The following is a 19363-nucleotide window of genomic DNA, read 5'->3' as shown; positions in this document are numbered from 1 at the left end:
GGGATCCGCGATCTGGATCCCGATTCAGCCTGCTCTTCGTTAGCGTAATGCTGACATCATACGGTAAACCGTATTTTATCGCCGACAATCAACTGTTGCGAAACGCAGGAGAGTTCTCCTTTGTTATCAATCATTTCACTTTTTATCAGGATCAGCGGATAACCCTCGTTGACGCCAAGATAATGGGCGACTTCAAAGCTGGCATAAACCAGTTCGATCATCTTACGGGAGTGGGTAAACCATAAATGGTATTTCTCGCGTAAGCATTCATACAAAGAGTGATTATTAAGATCTTCGTCCAGCAAAAACGCAAAACGTGGGGGAAGATGTACGGTTTCCAGCGATACCGCCACATCGTCGGCATAGCGGATACGTTCAATGACGACCGCTTTTTCGCCATCGTTCATATTCAGTAACGCTTTTGTCTCATCGTCTACCGATTCAAAAACGGATTTGATGGTGCGTGACCCCGGGCGACGTCCCTGGGACTGGCATAACTCGCTGAAACTCATGATGCCGGTCATGCTACGCTGAAATTTCTCACCAGAGACAAAGGTGCCTTTGCCGGAGACACGGGTCAGCAAATTTTCACGCGTCAGCGCATCCAGCGCCTTACGGACCGTGACCCTGCTCACCTGCCAGCGCACGCTCAGTTCATTTTCCGTCGGGATCTGCTGGCCTGGTTTATACTCTCCACGCGCAATGGCCTCTTTTAAGGCGGCTTCAAGCTGCTTATAAAGCGGTTTGGCGCTTTTACTGTCGGGTTGCTCGATCATTTGTATCCATTTGTATTATCATGGTGCCATAGCTTGTATTATAACTATTTACGTTACCTTTGCTTGTGAATCCACGCCATGCGGTGACGTAGTGATACCGCTATGAAACGAATGTTCTGATTTTAGGTCTGGGGCGGGCGTCATGAAAATAGGATTTTCGCAATACTATTCAGTAAGTTATGAAGTGTTTTTTCTTGAGAGGTAAATTGCAAAATGTGATCTACCGCACACTTTGCCACTCAGGTATCGAAGCGAATGTCTACGCTTAATAGACAGCCGGGCAACACCCGTATCTTTTACGACGCAAGCCGGAGGTCCTTGTCATTATGCTCAACCAGAAATTAAACCCCACGCCTTCTGAAGATCTGACTATTGATGTCGATCTGCTTTATGAAACAGACCCGTGCGAGTTAAAGCTGGATGAAATGATCGAGGCGGAACCGGAGCCGGAGATGATCGAGGGGCTTCCCGCCTCTGACGCCCTGACCCCTGCCGATCGGTATCTCGAACTGTTCGAGCATGTACAGTCAACAAAACTGTTTCCAGACAGTAAAACGTTCCCGGACTGCGCGCCGAAGATGGACCCGCTTGATATCTTGATCCGCTACCGTAAGGTCAGACGCCACCGTGATTTTGACTTACGCCGCTTCGTCGAGAACCATTTCTGGCTACCGGAAACCTTATCCAGCGAGTATGTCTCTAACCCCGAAAACTCGCTCAAAGAACATATTGACCAGCTTTGGCCGATACTGACGCGCGAACCGCAGGATCATATTCCGTGGTCTTCGCTGCTGGCGCTGCCGCAATCCTATATCGTGCCGGGAGGCCGTTTTAGCGAAACCTATTATTGGGACTCTTATTTTACCATGCTGGGTCTGGCGGAAAGCGGGCGCGAAGACTTACTTAAATGTATGGCGGATAATTTCGCCTGGATGATTGAAAACTATGGTCATATTCCCAACGGCAACCGGACCTATTATCTGAGCCGCTCGCAGCCGCCAGTTTTCGCCCTGATGGTTGAACTGTTCGAAGAAGATGGCGTGCGCGGCGCGCGGCGTTATCTCGACCATCTCAAAATGGAATACGCCTTCTGGATGGACGGCGCCGAATCGCTGGCGCTCAACCAGGCTTATCGCCACGTTGTGCGGATGCCGGACGGTTCCCTGCTGAACCGCTACTGGGACGATCGCGACACGCCGCGCGACGAGTCCTGGCTGGAAGATGTCGAAACCGCAAAACATTCCGGTCGTCCGCCCAATGAAGTCTACCGGGATTTGCGCGCCGGGGCGGCGTCCGGCTGGGACTATTCTTCACGCTGGCTACGCGATGCGGGCCGGCTTGCCAGCATACGTACAACTCAGTTTATCCCTATCGATTTGAACGCTTTTCTGTATAAACTGGAGAGCGCTATCGCCAATATTTCAGCGCTGAAAGGCGAACGTGACACCGAGGCGCTATTTCGCCAGAAAGCCAGCGATCGACGCGCCGCCGTGAACCATTATTTGTGGGATGATGAAAACGGCTGTTATCGGGACTATGACTGGCGACGCGAAGAAATGGCGCTCTTTTCCGCCGCCAGTATCGTGCCGCTGTATGTCGGTATGGCGAACCATGAGCAGGCCGACCGCCTGGCAAATGTGGTACGTAGCCGTCTGTTAACGCCCGGCGGGATTATGGCGACCGAATACGAAACCGGCGAACAGTGGGATAAACCGAACGGCTGGGCGCCGCTGCAATGGATGGCGATTCAGGGCTTCAAACGGTATGGCGACGATATGCTGGGCGATGAAATCGCCCATAACTGGTTAAAAACGGTGAACCATTTTTATCAGGAGCACCATAAACTGATCGAGAAATACCATATTTCCGGCGGTACGCCCCGCGAAGGCGGCGGGGGCGAGTATCCGCTACAGGATGGGTTCGGCTGGACCAATGGCGTGGTGCGCCGCCTGATTGGCCTTTACGGAGAGCCTTAACCTGCTCCGGCCTCAGTGAATCGCATCATAAATGGCTGACTGAATTTTCAGCCATTTTTTATTGTCTGCGCTGGGCCGGGCCTGAGCGCGCAGCCGGGCCTGCTCCGTATCGTGCTGCTGGCGCGTCACAACAGCCGGAACGGTGCAAAACGTTTGCAAATAGGTTTTATGCATCGCGGTCAGCGGCGCGCCGCTCGACATGTCATGACTTAACGTTGTGATAAATCGTCGGCAGGGTTTGACCTCATCCATCAGCGCGGGATAACGCAACAACAGTTGCAGCACCTCGGTATGTCCTGCCGCAAACGCCTGCTCCGTCCACGCGAGCTGCCAGTTCATTCCACCCTGGAGGAACAGCGCCGTCACCCGCGTATCATTGCGCTCTATCGCCGCCCGCATGGTAAACGCATCCCAGGTAATCCCCATATGATTGAGCGTTTCCCGCGCGGAAGGCGCCTCGCGCGGCGGTTCATCCTGCGCCATTGCGGGCGCTTGCCCGTTATCGGAGCCTGGCGACGACGAACTAAATAGCCAGAACGCGCCCGCCAGTATCGCCAGCGTCATGACGCCAACCCCGCCCCACAAAGCGCCGGAAATAAGTTGCTCACGCTCTTCAGGCGTACGCGGAGGCCGCTTACGCGGTGGTTCTATGCTCTCGCTAATCTCATGCTTATCTCCCCCGGCCTGCCGATCTTTAAGCCGCGCGGTTTCCCAGAACTGGCGCAATTCACGTTCATCCGTCAGCAGAAACGAAGCGGGATTCACGCGGGTACGTTTTTCGGCATAGGCGCGCTGGATGGGCCGAACGATTTGCTGATACTGAACGTTTAGCAGCATAAGCTGCGCTGAGGTGAGCGGCTGCCTGGCGATAACCTCGTTTCGCGCGAGGCGACAATCATCCAGAAACATACGCAGAGTGGTGCGCGACTCGGCGAACAGCGTTAACGCTGAAGCATCATTAAAAATTCTGACGTAATGACGGGCAAACAATTTTTTATCGACCACCATAAGCGCCAGTTCGCTGAACAACATGCCCTCCAGCGCATGTTGATCTTCTCCCTGTTTTAACCACTGGCGCAAACGGTCCGGGCCGAAATGTTGCTTGAGGTAGTGATTCAGCGACGCCCGATCCGGCCATGCGCGCGCAATAAGCGCTTTTAACGTCAGTTCTATCGCCCGAAGCTGACGCTGCGCCTCAAGATGCGCCTCCTGGTCGGGTTCTTCCAGCTCAGTTTGATACGTCAGTAGCGGCTGCTGCTGACGTAGATGCTCCAGCGAGGTGACAAAACGCAACGCGGCAAGGAGTTGATTTTCGCTCACCTCTTGCCCGCTGTCATACTGGGGAACATGCTGCTGAAGGTGACGCAGTTGCAGCATAAACTGGCTCAACTGCGCGTCATTTATCCGCAATTTTTTCGCCACCGCGCCCCAACCGCCCAGGTTAAGACGCGCCTGCTCAAGTTGTTCCATGAACCACCGGGGCTCTTTTCCCTCTGTGGTATGAATACCCAGCAGCAGCAGGATTTCTATTGATGCCTGGCGGATAATCCCCAGGCTATGTTCAAAAGGCGCGCGTGTCGCCTGCGAAGCGCTATTCGTCATTATCTTCCCTAAAAAGACGATCCCGCGACGAGATCTTCGTTTTCTTTTAATTATGTTTTTTCATAGATATAACAGATTTAGCCACATTTCAGTGACTTAATCTTAATGATTGCAAATTTATAAGAAGATCGGTTACTAACCAAAAACATCAGTTTTTCATTCTGTCAACGCGGCGTGACGCTGAACGGCATAGACCTTTTCCCTGCCTGCGTTTGGCCGTCTGACCGCTAGCCACGCGTGCAGCACACTTTATAATCGCGCTTTTTATGAGAAAGATGCCATGCCGCACATTTCATCTCGCTTTAGCTCCGCCTGCATCGCGTTTATTAAACAGTGGCAGGGTCTGTCGCTGGAAAAGTATCGCGATCGGCAGGGTAACTGGGTGATTGGTTACGGGCATATGTTGACGCCGGATGAGACGCTGACGTTCATTACGCCCGACCAGGCGGAGGCATTCTTGCTGGATGACCTCAATAGCTGCGATATACTGCTACAGAATTGTTTGCCGGAACTTAACGATCGGTTTCAACGCGAAACGCTTATTGCGCTGATGTTCAGCATCGGACATCAGCGTTTTTTATCATTAATCAATACGGGTGATATTTCACAGCCAGAAATAAGCGGACTGCGAATTTAACGTCGTTAATTCGATTCATTTAACATCATGGCGGCCTGGGTACGATTTTTTACATCCAGCCGCCGGTAAAGCGACTCCAGATGCGCTTTAACCGTCCCGGTACTAATATTTAACGCCCGCCCAATTTGTTTATTTGATTCTCCTGCGGCAAGCATCTGTAAAATTTCCCGCTGGCGGGCGCTTAACGCTTTTATATCACGGGACTCCAGCTCCGTTGAATTTAACCAATCCCCCGGTAAAAACATCATCCCGCGAGCGACAGCATTGAGCGCAAGGACAAAGGTTTCGGCATCAGAATCGCGTGGCACCACGGCCTGAACGTTAAATTGCATGACTTCATGCAGCCACTTTTGACTGCCATCCATCGCCGTGATAATAATCTTCACCTCCGGAAATTGCTGCGCGGTTCTTTGTAACACCTCGCGGCAAAACTCAGCATCCAGGCCGCTATCCAGCATGACCAGCGCATCCGGCGCGCTTTCTATTTTTTGCCAGAGTTCTTCTGCCTGACCGACACTCTGGATACTTATTCCTGGAATGTGCTGCTGCAAACTGATTTTCATTCCATGAATAAATATTGACTGCCTGTCAAACATGATTACCTGCATTACTTTTCTCCACCTGGGTAAGATAATAGTCTCAAGATGAGGAAGGGTATTACCCGTAGGGTAAAATAAGAAGTCGCCATTTGGTATAGGCCATTTTACCGATAGTCATTGGTTGAGGAAGGGAAAGGTTATGAATATTTACAGCTTCAACATCGGGATTACAGAATTCGCTAAAATTAGCCTTTTAAAGTAAGGAATATCTTATTAGCGCGAACAGCCAAGGCTAATTTGAATATTAATTTAATGAAGAGTACGCCTGGCGCGTCACAAAGGAAATATCTGCTTTTCGCCTGATGTGTTACAAAAAATAAAGTAGCACATTTTGTTAAAAAATAGCCAATCCGCCTGAAAACCGCGACGATGGGTCAATGACAATACCGTGTATGTACATGCATTTCTCTGCCCCACTGCACCCGCTGTTATCGGCGTGTTTTACCGCCCTCGCCCCGTTTATCGGCTTTTTGGCGCTAAAATGCCTGGCCGGAAGGCGATAAATCCGCCGCGCAACGCGATCAGACGTATTCGTCACGCGAGCAATGATTGCGAAAGGGCTTATTAGATGCTAGAAAATCAATAAAACCAGCCGCTTCAGCGTCACTGTTTCAATAAAAACAATAATAGAGCCTGATGATGGATAAAATATATGCAATGAAATTGTTTGTACGCGTGGCGGAACGGGAAAGTTTTTCCCGTGCAGCAGAAGATATCGGCCTTCCCAAAGGCAGCGTCTCACGGCAAATACAAGCGTTAGAACATCAACTGGGCATCCGCCTGCTCCACCGCACCACCCGGCGGGTACAGCTTACTCAGGACGGTATGGTTTACTACGAACGGGCAAAAGATCTGTTGAGTAACCTGGATGAACTGGAGGGTCTTTTCCAGCCTGATCCCGCCAGTATCAGTGGCAAAATACGGGTAGATATCCCGCCAGGTCTCGCGAACAGCCTCATCATGCCGCGCCTGCCCACTTTTTTGCATCAGTATCCCGGCATTGCGCTGGAACTTTGTAGTAGCGATCGACAGGTCGATTTACTACGGGAAGATTTCGACTGTGTGGTGCGTACAGAGCCGCTACATGCGCCGGGGATACTGACGCGCCCGCTTGGCAAACTGAGAAGGGTGAACTGCGCCAGCCCACAATACCTGGCGCGCTTTGGGTATCCGGAAAACCTTGACGATCTCGCCTCACATGCGGTGGTGCATTATTCATTGACCCCGGGAGTTTCTTCACCGGGTTTTGCCTTTGAAACTCCCCACGGTATGCAGTGGGTAAAAACCGGCGGAATGCTAACGGTAAACAGTACGGAGACCTGGCATACGGCCTGTCTGGCAGGATTAGGAATCATTCAGACGCCGCGCATTGCTGTACGGGAGGCGTTACGCGCCGGAACGCTCATTGAAATTTTACCGCAATATCGCGCCGCTCCACTGCCGGTGACGCTGCATTATCCCCATCGCCGTAATCTTTCCCGCCGGGTACACCTGTTTATGGTATGGCTGACGGAAACCATTAAAGAGGCCGCAGAGTAGCCGCATTTTCAGCATCCACCGGGGAGAAGCTATACTGACATATTCTATTAATGATGAAGGACTACCGACCTGATGACGCAGGAAAATGACGTAAAACGCCCTATTCAGGAACTGGAGCACGACCCGATACAAAAAATAGAAACGCAGCCGCATGACGCCCCGGAAAAAAACGAAAAGGCAAATCAGGCGTTGCATTCCGTCACCACCCTGATGCAAAAAATACAGCGTCAACCAATGGTGGCCCACCTCATTCGCGCGACCGAACGTTTTAACGATCGACTGGGTAATCAGTTTGGCGCGGCTATCACCTACTTTTCGTTTCTGTCGATGATCCCGATAATGATGGTGTCCTTTGCCGCGGCAGGTTTTATCCTCGCCTCGCACCCTAATCTACTGGAAGATATTTTCAGCAAGATATTGATGAATGTGAGCGATCCTACACTGGCGTCCACGCTTAAAAATACGATTAATACGGCGGTTCAACAGCGTACCACGGTAGGGCTGGTCGGACTGGGTATCGCACTCTATTCCGGCGTTAACTGGATGGGCAACCTGCGGGAAGCGATTCGCGCCCAGTCACGGGACGTCTGGGAGCGCAAGCCACAGGATCAGGAGAAAATCTGGCTCAAATATCTGCGCGATTTTATCTCGCTGATTGGATTATTAATCGCTTTAATCATTACGCTGTCCATTACTTCCATCGCCGGTTCCGCCCAGCAGATGATCATCTCCGCCTTGTATCTCGACAGCATCGAATGGTTAAAACCGGCCTGGCATTTGATCGGTCTGGCCATCTCTATTTTTGCCAACTATCTGCTTTTTTTCTGGATTTTCTGGCGACTGCCCCGCCATCGTCCACGTAAAAAAGCCTTGATTCGCGGGACATTTATTGCCGCTATCGGTTTTGAGGTGATTAAAATCATTATGACCTATACGCTGCCGTCACTGGTGAAATCGCCTTCCGGCGCGGCGTTTGGCTCCGTACTCGGTCTGATGGCGTTCTTCTACTTTTTTGCCCGCCTGACGTTATTCTGCGCGGCCTGGATAGCCACCGCCGAATATAAGGACGACCCGCGAATGCCGGGTAAAACGCAACGCTAGTCTGCGGCTTGCTGCCGAATGGCACGCACGGCGTCGTCATTCGGCCTACTGGCGTGTGGTCCCAGGCCGGGCAAGCAAAGCGTACCCGGCGGTACAATCAGGCACGTCCTTCCGCCTCATCTCATTGTTTCAGCATATAAATCCAGTAATTAACTTTTATTTAACCATAAACCAGTTTTATCCACCAATTCTAAAATTATGTGAAGCATTTCATAGACGCAAAATGGCTGGCTTAAACATTATCCCCTTTTTGCGCTTTTTTTGACCATTTTTGGCTTTTGTTACACATTGAAATATAACTTTTGCTGTGCGTAATATGGCTATTCGTTCGCTAAAAATAAGAAAATAGTATGCAAGCAACCGCCACAACACTCGACCATGAGCAGGAACATGTTCCGGTAAACTCACGCAATAAAGTCGTTATTGCCTCGCTTATCGGCACCGCAATTGAGTTCTTCGACTTCTATATTTACGCCACCGCTGCGGTGATCGTGTTCCCCCTTATCTTCTTCCCCCAGGGCGATCCCACTGCGGCAACGCTACAATCGCTCGCCACCTTCGCTATCGCGTTTGTGGCGCGTCCGATTGGCTCTGCGCTATTCGGCCACTTCGGCGACCGGGTAGGCCGCAAAGTCACGCTGGTGGCTTCGCTGCTGACGATGGGGATCTCCACGGTCATTATCGGTCTGTTACCGGGCTACGCGACGATAGGTATTTTCGCGCCGCTGCTGCTGGCGCTGGCGCGTTTCGGTCAGGGACTGGGGCTGGGCGGCGAATGGGGCGGCGCGGCGTTATTAGCGACGGAGAATGCGCCGCCGCGCAAACGCGCGCTGTATGGCTCCTTCCCGCAGTTGGGCGCGCCGATCGGCTTCTTCTTTGCCAATGGCACCTTCCTGTTGCTCTCCTGGCTGCTGACCGACGAGCAGTTTATGAGCTGGGGCTGGCGCGTGCCGTTTATCTTCTCGGCGGTGCTGGTGATTATCGGCCTGTATGTGCGCGTGTCGCTGCATGAAACGCCGGTGTTTGCGAAAGTCGCCGCAGCGAAAAAACAGGTAAAAATACCGCTGGGCACGTTGCTGACGAAGCATGTCCGCGTAACCATTCTCGGCACGTTTATCATGCTGGCGACCTACACGCTGTTCTATATCATGACCGTCTATTCCATGACTTACAGCACTGCCGCCGCGCCGGTGGGGCTTGGCTTGCCGCGCAATGAAATACTGTGGATGCTGATGATGGCGGTGATTGGTTTTGGCGTGATGGTGCCCGTCGCCGGCCTGCTGGCGGACGCATTTGGTCGTCGGAAAAGCATGGTCATCATTACCACGCTCATCATTCTCTTCGCGTTGTTCGCCTTTACCCCGCTGCTGGGTTCAGGCAATCCAGCGCTGGTATTCGTGTTCCTGTTGTTAGGCCTGAGCCTGATGGGGCTGACCTTCGGCCCAATGGGAGCGCTGCTGCCGGAGCTATTTCCGACGGAAGTGCGCTATACCGGCGCATCGTTTTCCTACAATGTGTCATCGATTCTGGGCGCTTCCGTCGCGCCGTATATTGCCGCATGGCTGCAAAGCCACTACGGGCTGGCGGCGGTAGGGGTTTACCTGGCGTCAATGGCGGCGCTGACGCTGATTGCACTGCTGTTAACTCATGAGACGCGTCATCAGGCGTTGTAATAGGGCGCCGGATGGCATCATCCGGCGCTACGTTTCACGTTACTGCTTCATCTGCGTTAAAATCGTCCGGCACTGATTGGCTTCGCCTTCAGAGGGCGAAATGAGCGCCAATAGCGCGGCGGCGGGCGTTACCAACGTCGCCAGCGCTGCCGCAACCGCGCCGCGCGCAATCAGCGGGCCGGGCTTGACGCCCGCCTGCGGATTTTTAAATGTCCCACGCACGTACAGCGGCGATCGCAGCGTAATAATACGAATCCCTTTACTTTCCGGATCAATGGTTAAATCGAGCTGTTCAGAGGCGAAGCTCGCCGTACCGGTCACGTTAATCAACGCATTTTCTGTATCAAAAGCAAAAATTTGCGGTCGCGCCACGCCGTTCGCAATATTGAGATTCGCCGCCGCGCAGTTAACCCGCACTTCGTCATCGCCAAAAATCTGCCCGACAATATAGTTGCCGACGTTCAGCCCCACGATTTCCATCAGGTTGCGGCTAATCAATCCATCATTCATCAATAATTTCAGATTGCCGTTACTGTTGCCAAGCAGCGCGGCGACCGAGTTGCCCGTCCCGCGAATATCCGCATCGCCGTTCAGCTCGCCCAGCGTTTTCTGCATCAGCTCCACATCCGGCATCAGTTCTTTAAGCTTCAGCCGACGCGCCTGTATATCCGCCCGCCCCTGCATTGGCTTTTTATCCCCTTCCAGATGGATGTTGGAGACAATACTGCCGCCTGCCAGACCAAACTTCAGCGGCTGTAGACGTAAGTCGGCATTTTTCAGGATGATATGGGTCGAAAGATCGCTAATCGGTAGACTGCCGCCATGCTCAATACGTCGGCCTTTAAATCGGACATCGGCGTCCATGACGTCCCATTTGTCGGTTTCAAAGCGATCGTAAGGCAACACTTTATCCGCCGGCTGAACATTCTTCTCGCCTTTGCGCTGTTCAGACCGTTTCGACTGCTCAGCGTCTTTCCCGGAATCCACGCCAATCAGCGGCCCAAGATCGGCCAGTCGTAACTGGCGCGATTCGACATCGCCTTCCAGTTTAGGGCGCGGTTTACCGGTGGTATAAGTGAGGGAGCCGTGGATATCACTGTCGCCAATGCGCCCATTAAAACCGCGATAATCAAATACCGATGACTTTTCGGCGTCAATTTTCGCCACCAGTCGCCCATCGGTCTCAAACGGCGGCGTATCCGGCAGCAGCACGCCGGTTAAATCATATAAATCGCCCAGTGAATCGCCAGAGAATTTAAGCCGCAGATCGACGCCGCCCATTTTCATCGGCTCGTTCACCACGCCGCTAAAAGCCACCCGCGTGTTGCCAGAGCGGAAATCGGCCTGCACAGGAAAAGGCGTACTTTCGCTGCGTAGCGCCAGCATACCACCTATTTTCCCCGTACCGGTCAACGGTTCCCCGTTATAACGCCCCTGCGCCTTCAGGCCGAAGACGTAGTCACCCACGGTGGATTTGTCTGCTTTGCCTTTCGTTCCCGTCACTTCGCTGAACGGCAACGGTTTGCCTAACGGATCGACCAGAATAGTGATATCCGCTTTACTGACCTTATCATCGATCGCGATTCGCCCCTGGTCGAAGAGAATATTATCCAGCCGGAAGGACCAGGCGGAAGGTTTAGCATTGGGGTCCGTATTCTTGTCTTGCGCGAGGTTAAAGGTCCAGTTATTGGTTTTCTCGGACAGACGAATAAGACGCGCGTCGGGTTTCACCAGTTTGATCCACGGCAGCCAGACGGTTTTGGTCAGGAGCGCCAGTGGGGCAAGCGTCGCCTCAACGCGTGGCAGATGCACCATCGTGACTTCCGGAATATCCGGCGGATTGCCGAGAATGACGTCTTCCGCGTGAACATGCGGCCACGGTACCCAGCTTCGCCAGCCGGTCTCCTGTTTTTGGCGTTCCCACACCACGCCTAAATCGCCGCGAATAGCGAAAGGCCGGTTCAATTCGGTAGAGACTTTCTGGTTGATGGTCGGTTTGAGGCGGTTCCAGTCAAATGTTGCGATCAACAAAATCACTATGGCGATCAACAACAAGAAAGTCCCTGTGATGGCGGCGGTTATTTTGCCTGCTTTAGTCATGTGTTATTTCCTCACTTCTTCCCTTGCCTGTCCTAAAGATAGTTCAGCCAGACGAAAAAGGAGGATGACCGCGCCTCGTAATACCACGTATTACGGGAACAGTCTGGCGTTACAGGGTCAGAATCACCTCTTCGAGCGATATCAGCGGCACGGGTCGAGAAAGAAAATAGCCCTGGGCGGCAAAGGCGGGCGAACGCTGCACATCACGCCACTCTTCCAGCGTCTCCACGCCCTCGACAATAACGCCGCGGCAGTAGCGGTTCATCAGTTGCAGCAGCAGAGTGAACAGGTTGCGTCCCTCCGGGGACTGACGCAGCATGACGAACAGCTCGCGCGCCACTTTAATGTAGTCATAACGCACTTCGCTCAGCGCTGAAAAATTGGCCATACCAGTACCAAAATCATCCAGCCACAGCGGGCCGAACTCACACATCGAGGCGAAAGAGGAGTCTTTCGGCAAACGAATATGTTCCACCAGTTCGAAACGCAGCCAGGGTAAGCGCTCCATCGCTGCCAGAATGTCCGGCTGTCGTCGCATGGCAATCAGCGTAGGGCCGTCGACATTGACCGATGCCAATAAGTGATGGCGAGTGAAAAAATCCGCTTTTTGTTCGAGCTGATGAAGTTGTTCTTTCACTACGTCAATGCGGTGTCGAACCGCTAACTCCGCGAAATAACGATCCGGGGCAATACGTCTGGAAGGGTTATCAGGATGGGTGACGACAGTGAGAAGTTCAACCGCCATCAGACGGCCATCCGTCTGGTATATCGGCTGGTAAGTATAGGCACGCTCGCATTGCAGCCAATAGCGCCGTTCCTGCAAATTCTCTATACCTGCATCAGGAACGCGTAGCTGCTGGATAACCTGCTTTATCATCTCAGTTGTCCTGTTAATGGGAGTGTGACTGTCCGGACTCGTCAAAGGTTATCGGCGTTCAGGCAGAGAACTTTACCCTCGGTCCCTGGCAAAATAAAAACAGACCCCGAAACTTGTCAAAAATACGCACTTGCTCAAAAAAATAATGGACCGATGTTTTAATATTATTGACCACTAAACATCCACAGCGCACACTAACGCTAATTTTTACAGATCAGGTTCACGACTATGTCTAAAAAGATTGCCGTGATTGGCGAATGCATGATTGAGCTGTCGCAGAAAGGCGCTGATGTTCAGCGCGGCTTCGGCGGCGACACGCTGAATACCTCCGTTTATATTGCCCGTCAGGTCGATTCTGCCGCTCTGGCCGTTCACTATGTGACGGCGCTGGGTACCGACAGTTTCAGCCAACAGATGCTGGAGGCGTGGCAGCATGAAAATGTGGATACCTCGCTAACGCAGCGGATGGAAAATCGCCTGCCAGGCCTCTATTACATCGAAACCGATGACACTGGCGAGCGTACCTTCTACTACTGGCGTAACGAAGCGGCAGCGAAATTCTGGCTGGAGAGCGAGCAGTCAGCGGCTATCTGCGAGACGCTGGCGACCTTCGATTATCTCTACCTGAGCGGCATTAGCCTCGCAATTTTAAGCCCGACCAGCCGTGATAAGCTGCTGTCTTTATTGCGTGAATGTCGGGCCAACGGCGGGAAAGTTATTTTTGATAATAACTATCGCCCGCGTTTATGGACAAGTCGCGAAGAAACGCAGCAGGTCTATCAAAAGATGCTGGAATGTACTGATATCGCCTTCCTGACACTGGACGATGAAGACGCGCTATGGGGTCAGCAACCCGTGGAAGAGGTCATTGCCCGCACCCATGCGGCAGGCGTGCAGGAAGTGGTGGTAAAACGCGGGGCGGACTCTTGCCTGGTCTCGATTCAGGGCGAGGCGCTCATTGACGTTCCGGCAGTGAAACTGCCGAAAGAGAAAGTGATAGACACCACTGCCGCAGGCGACTCCTTCAGCGCCGGTTATCTGGCCGTTCGTTTGACGGGCGGCAGCGCGACGGATGCCGCGAAGCGCGGACACCTGACGGCCAGCACGGTGATTCAGTACCGTGGGGCCATTATTCCGCACGACGCGATGCCGCAGTAAGTCATTCGCTCTTGCCCGGTGGCGCTGCGCTTACCGGGCCGACAGGCGGCAGCTTACTGTGCCGCCGGTGTCTCCGTCACTTCCGGATGCGCCTCATCTGCTTCAACAGCGGCGGCAGTAGTCGGGACCATGATTTCATCCCACGTCGCCTTTAACGCCTTCATATTAAATTCCGGCTCGCCTTGCGGTTGCAGCAAAATTAATGCCATCTCCTGCGATAGCTGCTGACGTAAATTCTGATTGAGCATATCAACGGTCAGGCTGTTGAGGAAATTCTGACGCAGCTTCTGATACTGCTCCGGCGCGATATCCACCACCTGATTCTGCAGCGAGCGCATACGCTGTCCAGTCAAAATGTCAGTATCGGTACGCGCGTAGGTCGCGAACAGCTTTTGCAATTCGAGATTTTTCTGCGCCACCAGCGCAGTAAACTCCTCTTCCGACAAACCTTTATCGCGTACTTTCGCCAGTTCATTCGCCACCAGGCTCAAATTGGTATTGAGCTTATCATTAGGTGATTCAATGTTGATGGCGCACTGCGCGCGCAGGAACAGAACCCGGCAGTCAAACCCCAGACCAATATCTTTCGCGTTATTTTTAGTAAGCTCTTGCTGGATATGCCAGAACAGCGCTTCGCGCGCCAGATCCGCCTGCCAGTAGCGCAACAGCGCCGCCGACTCGCGAATCGGTTGCCACGGCGTATCCCACATAATGGAGAGACGATCCTGGCGCACCGCATCGGTCATAATGCTCACTGATTCCGCCCGCAGCGGCGAAAGCGTCGGCACCGGGGCGGGCGTTTCGCGTTTACCTTTCAGCGTACCGAACGTTTTATTGATCTGCTCGGCGACGGAGCGCGCATCAATGTTGCCGACAACAATCAGCGTCATGGCATCCGGGGTGTACCATTTTTCATAGAAAGCCTGAATTTTGGCTGCGTCTACTGGCTGCTTTAACGGTTCCGCGGGATCGTGCCCCAATAACGCCGACCCTTTCAGCCGATAACGCCACCAGCCCTCTTTAGTATCTGCTGGCCACGTCGCAACCATATCTTCGCTGCTTAACGCATGATTCACCGTCTCTGGCGTAATGGTTAATTTACCGGAGACGTTAGCCAGATAGGTCAGCGCTTCTTTCAGCAGATCGTTACGGTTATTGGGTAAACTGAGGTTATAGAGCGTGGAATCATAAGAAACAATAACGGGCGGCATGGGACGTTTCGGATCAAACCCTTGCTGCCATAAAGAACGTGCCTGTGCGGCATCCAGACCACCGCTTTGCGTCAGCGCGATACGGGGAATCGCATGGCTGAACCCGCTCTGTTGCGTACTTTCGGTGAGCGAACCGGTATTAACCTGGAGACGAACTTCAATACGATCGCTGGGGCGCTGAGGCGTAGCCAACACTTGCCACTGTAACCCATTAGCCAGCGTCCCCTGTTGCCATGCCGGATCGGGCTGGAGCGCATCTGCCTGCACATAGCCGGCAGAGGCCAACATCAACAGACTGCCCGCTAAGAGTCGAATTTTTGTGCCCTGCATGTGAACCCCTGATCAACAATCCTGGTAATAAAAAGACAGCCCCGGCAGGGATGCCTGAATATGACGTAAAAACACTTCGTGTTAGACCGCGAGAACCTAAAAATGTCACGGAAGAAGTGAAATAATCCCTAAGCATCATGCTGTATGCTTTGGGCGCAGGGGTCAATTATGCGCAAACACCCGCAGTCCTGGAAGGGACTACGGGCATAAGTGGCGAGATTAGGAGGAAATTTCGTGCGTTTTGCCATCCGGCGCACGATTATTAAGCACATCGTCCAGCTTTTGGTGATCTAACTCTTTCACCCATTTGGCAACCACCACCGTCGCCACGCCGTTACCCACCAGGTTAGTCAGCGCGCGCGCTTCGGACATAAAGCGGTCGATACCGAGGATTAACGCCAGTCCCGCCACCGGCAAATGACCTACGGCGGAGATAGTGGCCGCCAGCACGATAAAGCCGCTTCCGGTCACGCCCGCGGCGCCTTTTGACGAGAGCAGCAACACGACCAGCAGCGTTATCTGGTGGAAGATATCCATATGGCTGTTGGTCGCCTGGGCGATAAACACCGCCGCCATCGTCAGGTAGATAGAGGTGCCATCGAGGTTGAACGAATACCCCGTCGGGATCACCAGCCCTACCACCGACTTACGGCACCCCAGTTTTTCCATCTTATCGAGCATACGCGGCAACGCTGACTCGGAAGAGGAGGTGCCGAGCACAATGAGTAATTCTTCCCGGATATAGCGAATAAATTTAAAAATGCTAAAGCCCGTTACCCGTGCAATCGTCCCCAGCACCACCACCACGAAGAGAATACAGGTGATATAGAAGCAGATAATGAGCTGCCCCAGTTGCACCAGAGAACCGACGCCGTATTTACCGATGGTGAAGGCCATCGCGCCGAATGCGCCAATCGGCGCCAGGCGCATGATCATATTGATGATGCCGAAAATGACCTGCGAAAAACTCTCAATCACATTGAAAATGAGCTGGCCTTTGCTGCCCAAACGGTGCAGCGCAAAACCAAACAACACCGCAAACAGTAAGACCTGCAGAATGTTGCCGCTGGCAAACGCGCCGATCACGCTGCCCGGTATGACATCCATCAGGAAGGCAATAATGCCCTGCTCCTTGGCTTGTGCGGCATAAACGGCCACCGCCTGCGCATCCAGCGTTGCCGGATCGACGTTCATCCCGGCGCCAGGTTGCACAACGTTGACGATGATAAGACCGATAATCAGCGCAATCGTACTGACAATTTCAAAGTAAAGCAGCGCGACCGCGCCGGTACGGCCCACCGCTTTCATGCTTTCCATGCCTGCGATGCCCGTCACGACAGTACAGAAAATGACAGGAGCGATGATCATCTTAATGAGCTTAACGAACGCGTCGCCAAGCGGTTTCATTTGTGCGCCCAGTTCAGGATAGTAATGGCCAAGGAGAATACCAATGGCGATTGCTGTCAGGACCTGAAAATAAAGACTTTTGAACAGAGAGGTTTTCATAGGGTGTCCTTGAAGTAAAAACCACAGGTCTTGTAAGGTTATGAGTAACCTGCGGCCTTAAAATAACACCCACACAACATGACAGAAATGCGCCAGGATCATAATTGAAACAAAAATGTTAAAAAGTTTGAGCTGGCTCGCACAAGCGCGACCTTTTTTAACTTTTGTAATCAGGATTTTCGTGCGACAGATACCGTTCTTCAAAGATATCCGCGGGAACGGGCCGAGCAAACAGGAAGCCTTGCGCGACGTTGACTCCCGCCTGTTCCAGCCACGCGCGTTGCGCCTCGTTCTCCACGCCCTCGGCAATCAATTGTAAATTAAGACTGCGGGCCATCAGAATAATCGCCGTCACCATACTGTGATCATCCGGTAACCCATCGACAAACATTTTATCAATTTTAAGGATATCGACCGGTAGCGACTTCATATGCTGTAACTGGCGCAGCCCCGCGTAACCCATGCCAAAATCATCCAGTGCGATACGCACGCCAGCATTACGTAACGGACGTAAGATAGCGACGGCAGCGTGCGGATCGTCGATACGGCGGCTTTCAGTGACCTCAAGAATCAGCGTACCCGGTTGAATACGATAGCGGTTTAACAATTCCAGCAGCTCCGACACCATGCCAGGGTGCATGAGCTGTAACGCGGAAAGATTGACGGAGAGCGGCAATGTCACGCCGCGCTCCTGCCAGGCGGCAAGCTGGCGGCAGGACTCTTCCAGCACCCAATAGCCCACCGTGACCATCAGGCCGCAGGATTCAATGCGCTCAATCAGCCCCTCCGGCAATTCCCAGCTACCGTCCGGCTGTTGCATACGTAACAAGGCTTCGGCGCTTAATACGTTGCCGCTGCGCATCTCGACCTGCGGCTGCAACCAAATGGCAAACTGATGGTTATCCAGCGCGGTAAGGATATCGCTCTCTTCGGTAAGGCGCTGTTGAGCGGCCTCCATCTGCGCCGGGTCAAAGAACTGGATCTGATTTTTACCTTTTCGGCGCGCGGTAAACGCGGCGGAGACGGCGCGACCATAGAGCTCTTCGGCGGTCAGATCGCCATAATACATCGCAATGCCAATACTGCAGCTTGGGCGCAGTTGAATACCCTGGATGGGCAGTCGTTCATTAATGATAGTGAGTATTTGCTGACCTAATGTGATGGCGTGCCACGGCTCTTTAACGCCGTGGGCGATAATGGCAAAGTCATACCCGCTGACCTGCGTAAGCACCATGCGCGGCGCCAGCACCGACTTCAGCTTCTCAACCAGCGTCAGTAATAGAATCTCCCGCTGCGTTTCTTGCAGCACGCCTGCCGTGTCACGCAACGTTTCGCACGTCACGATGATAAGCGCGGTGGTTTGTTGGCGGGTGATAACCTGTTCCAGCAATGCCATTAAAAAGGCTTTATTGGGCAGCTCGGAAACCGGAAAACGCATCGCGTTGTCCGTTTGCTCCTCGCGTTGACGCTGCATAAGCTGCTGGTTGAGGTTATAGCTGCGCACCAGCATCCCAATTTCATCATCCTGATGCAGACGCGGCAACGCCAGCTGATGTCCGATCAGCTCCTGCTGCGGAATGTCGTTCAGCTCGCGGGCGATTTTGCGCAGCGGATGCACAATCAGGCGGTTTACGCACCAGGCGATGGCCACCGTCAGGATCAGCGATAGAAGTAAGTAAATGGTCACTAACGTAGAGAGCGCGCTCATGACGAACTTGTACATACGGTACGAATCCGCCTGCAATACAAGGTAGGCCAGCGGTTGCGGATTGGCGGGACGCTCCAGCGAATAAACCGGTAAAGAAATTTGTACCGGCAGTTCGAAGAGACGCGTCACCATAACCGGGACGGGGCGTTCAGGAATGAAGCGCTTACGCAACGCCTGGAACTGATTCGGCAATACCACATCGGCGCGACTCACCACGCCCGCAGGTTTAATACTTTCCAGAATGGTTTCCGCGCCGGGGAGATCCGCTTTTAAAATCGCGGAAGAAAGAGGTTCCCGAACAGATCGCGCGATGCTTTCCAGTTGCGTAGCCGTGTTGTAGCGGTTCTGCTGTACCAGATGGAACAACAAAACGGTGCAAAAGACAAAAACAAACACCATGACAACGGCCGCAACCATTGCCATCTGTTTAATTGTTAACGAGCGGCTGACGCGCAAATTGACTCTCCCTGGATATCCCGGACTGCCGCCTGAGTATACCCGATTGCAGCGGCATTAAGAGAGGCTGTATCTGAAAAGGACTTTTCTGAATAACGGTTAATGATAGCGTCT

Annotated in this window: 14 protein-coding genes; 6 read left to right on the top strand and 8 right to left on the bottom strand. The window is 53.0% G+C overall.

The annotated features are described in order from the left end of the window. Positions 1-56: 56 nt before the first annotated feature. Complete coding sequence (locus ABVN44_RS15550) at positions 57-776, bottom strand: GntR family transcriptional regulator (protein WP_000572568.1); 720 nt, start codon at positions 774-776, stop codon at positions 57-59. Positions 777-1102: 326 nt separating this feature from the next. On the opposite strand from ABVN44_RS15550, the gene ABVN44_RS15545 reads away from it, so the two are divergent. Beyond that, a complete protein-coding gene (locus tag ABVN44_RS15545; protein ID WP_000934257.1) occupies positions 1103-2752 on the top strand; it encodes an alpha,alpha-trehalase in 1650 nt (549 codons plus the stop codon). Positions 2753-2764: 12 nt separating this feature from the next. Here the strand turns inward: ABVN44_RS15545 and ABVN44_RS15540 are convergent, their stop codons facing one another. After that, complete coding sequence (locus ABVN44_RS15540; protein ID WP_023232293.1) at positions 2765-4354, bottom strand: STY4199 family HEPN domain-containing protein; 1590 nt, start codon at positions 4352-4354, stop codon at positions 2765-2767. Positions 4355-4634: 280 nt separating this feature from the next. On the opposite strand from ABVN44_RS15540, the gene ABVN44_RS15535 reads away from it, so the two are divergent. Continuing rightward, positions 4635-4991, top strand: coding sequence for a glycoside hydrolase family protein (locus tag ABVN44_RS15535; protein WP_001120249.1), 357 nt, complete (start codon positions 4635-4637; stop codon positions 4989-4991). 5 nt (positions 4992-4996) lie between these two features. Here the strand turns inward: ABVN44_RS15535 and ABVN44_RS15530 are convergent, their stop codons facing one another. Continuing rightward, positions 4997-5599 carry a helix-turn-helix transcriptional regulator gene (locus tag ABVN44_RS15530; protein WP_001196084.1) on the bottom strand — a complete coding sequence of 201 codons (603 nt, stop codon included), beginning with the start codon at positions 5597-5599 and terminating at the stop codon, positions 4997-4999. Positions 5600-6229: 630 nt separating this feature from the next. Between ABVN44_RS15530 and ABVN44_RS15525 the strand changes: the two genes are divergently transcribed. From ABVN44_RS15525 to ABVN44_RS15515, 3 genes are all read left to right on the top strand, one after another. Beyond that, positions 6230-7129: a LysR family transcriptional regulator gene (locus ABVN44_RS15525; protein ID WP_000358051.1), complete on the top strand. Its 900-nt coding sequence runs from the start codon at positions 6230-6232 to the stop codon at positions 7127-7129. Positions 7130-7201: 72 nt separating this feature from the next. Beyond that, positions 7202-8230: an inner membrane protein YhjD gene (gene yhjD / locus ABVN44_RS15520; protein WP_000191231.1), complete on the top strand. Its 1029-nt coding sequence runs from the start codon at positions 7202-7204 to the stop codon at positions 8228-8230. Positions 8231-8580: 350 nt separating this feature from the next. Beyond that, positions 8581-9903, top strand: a complete 1323-nt coding sequence (locus ABVN44_RS15515; protein ID WP_001148981.1) for an MFS transporter — start codon at positions 8581-8583, stop codon at positions 9901-9903. A 39-nt stretch (positions 9904-9942) separates the two neighbouring features. On the opposite strand, the gene ABVN44_RS15510 is transcribed toward ABVN44_RS15515, so the two are convergent. Next, positions 9943-12003 (bottom strand): AsmA family protein, encoded by a 2061-nt coding sequence (locus ABVN44_RS15510; protein ID WP_000158680.1) that lies wholly within the window; start codon positions 12001-12003, stop codon positions 9943-9945. A gap of 109 nt (positions 12004-12112) precedes the next feature. Next, positions 12113-12880 carry a cyclic-guanylate-specific phosphodiesterase gene (gene pdeH, locus ABVN44_RS15505; RefSeq protein ID WP_000595626.1) on the bottom strand — a complete coding sequence of 256 codons (768 nt, stop codon included), beginning with the start codon at positions 12878-12880 and terminating at the stop codon, positions 12113-12115. A 228-nt stretch (positions 12881-13108) separates the two neighbouring features. Between pdeH and ABVN44_RS15500 the strand changes: the two genes are divergently transcribed. Next, a complete protein-coding gene (locus tag ABVN44_RS15500) occupies positions 13109-14038 on the top strand; it encodes a sugar kinase (protein WP_000037583.1) in 930 nt (309 codons plus the stop codon). Positions 14039-14091: 53 nt separating this feature from the next. Here the strand turns inward: ABVN44_RS15500 and ABVN44_RS15495 are convergent, their stop codons facing one another. From ABVN44_RS15495 to hmsP, 3 genes are all read right to left on the bottom strand, one after another. Next, positions 14092-15579 (bottom strand): pitrilysin family protein, encoded by a 1488-nt coding sequence (locus tag ABVN44_RS15495; protein WP_001163182.1) that lies wholly within the window; start codon positions 15577-15579, stop codon positions 14092-14094. Positions 15580-15798: 219 nt separating this feature from the next. Then, a complete protein-coding gene (gene dctA / locus ABVN44_RS15490) occupies positions 15799-17085 on the bottom strand; it encodes a C4-dicarboxylate transporter DctC (protein ID WP_000858228.1) in 1287 nt (428 codons plus the stop codon). Between the two features lie 157 nt (positions 17086-17242). Next, the gene (gene hmsP / locus ABVN44_RS15485) at positions 17243-19249 is read right to left on the bottom strand and encodes a biofilm formation regulator HmsP (RefSeq protein ID WP_001266363.1); all 2007 of its coding nucleotides are present in this window, start codon (positions 19247-19249) and stop codon (positions 17243-17245) included. Between the last annotated feature and the right edge of the window lie 114 nt (positions 19250-19363).

Origin of the sequence: Salmonella sp. SJTUF15570 (genome assembly GCF_043357055.1) — a bacterium.
In the GTDB taxonomy this organism is placed as follows: Bacteria; Pseudomonadota; Gammaproteobacteria; order Enterobacterales; family Enterobacteriaceae; genus Salmonella; species Salmonella enterica.
Note: the sequence above shows the minus strand (reverse complement) of the source record. Positions and strands in the feature narration are given on the sequence as shown.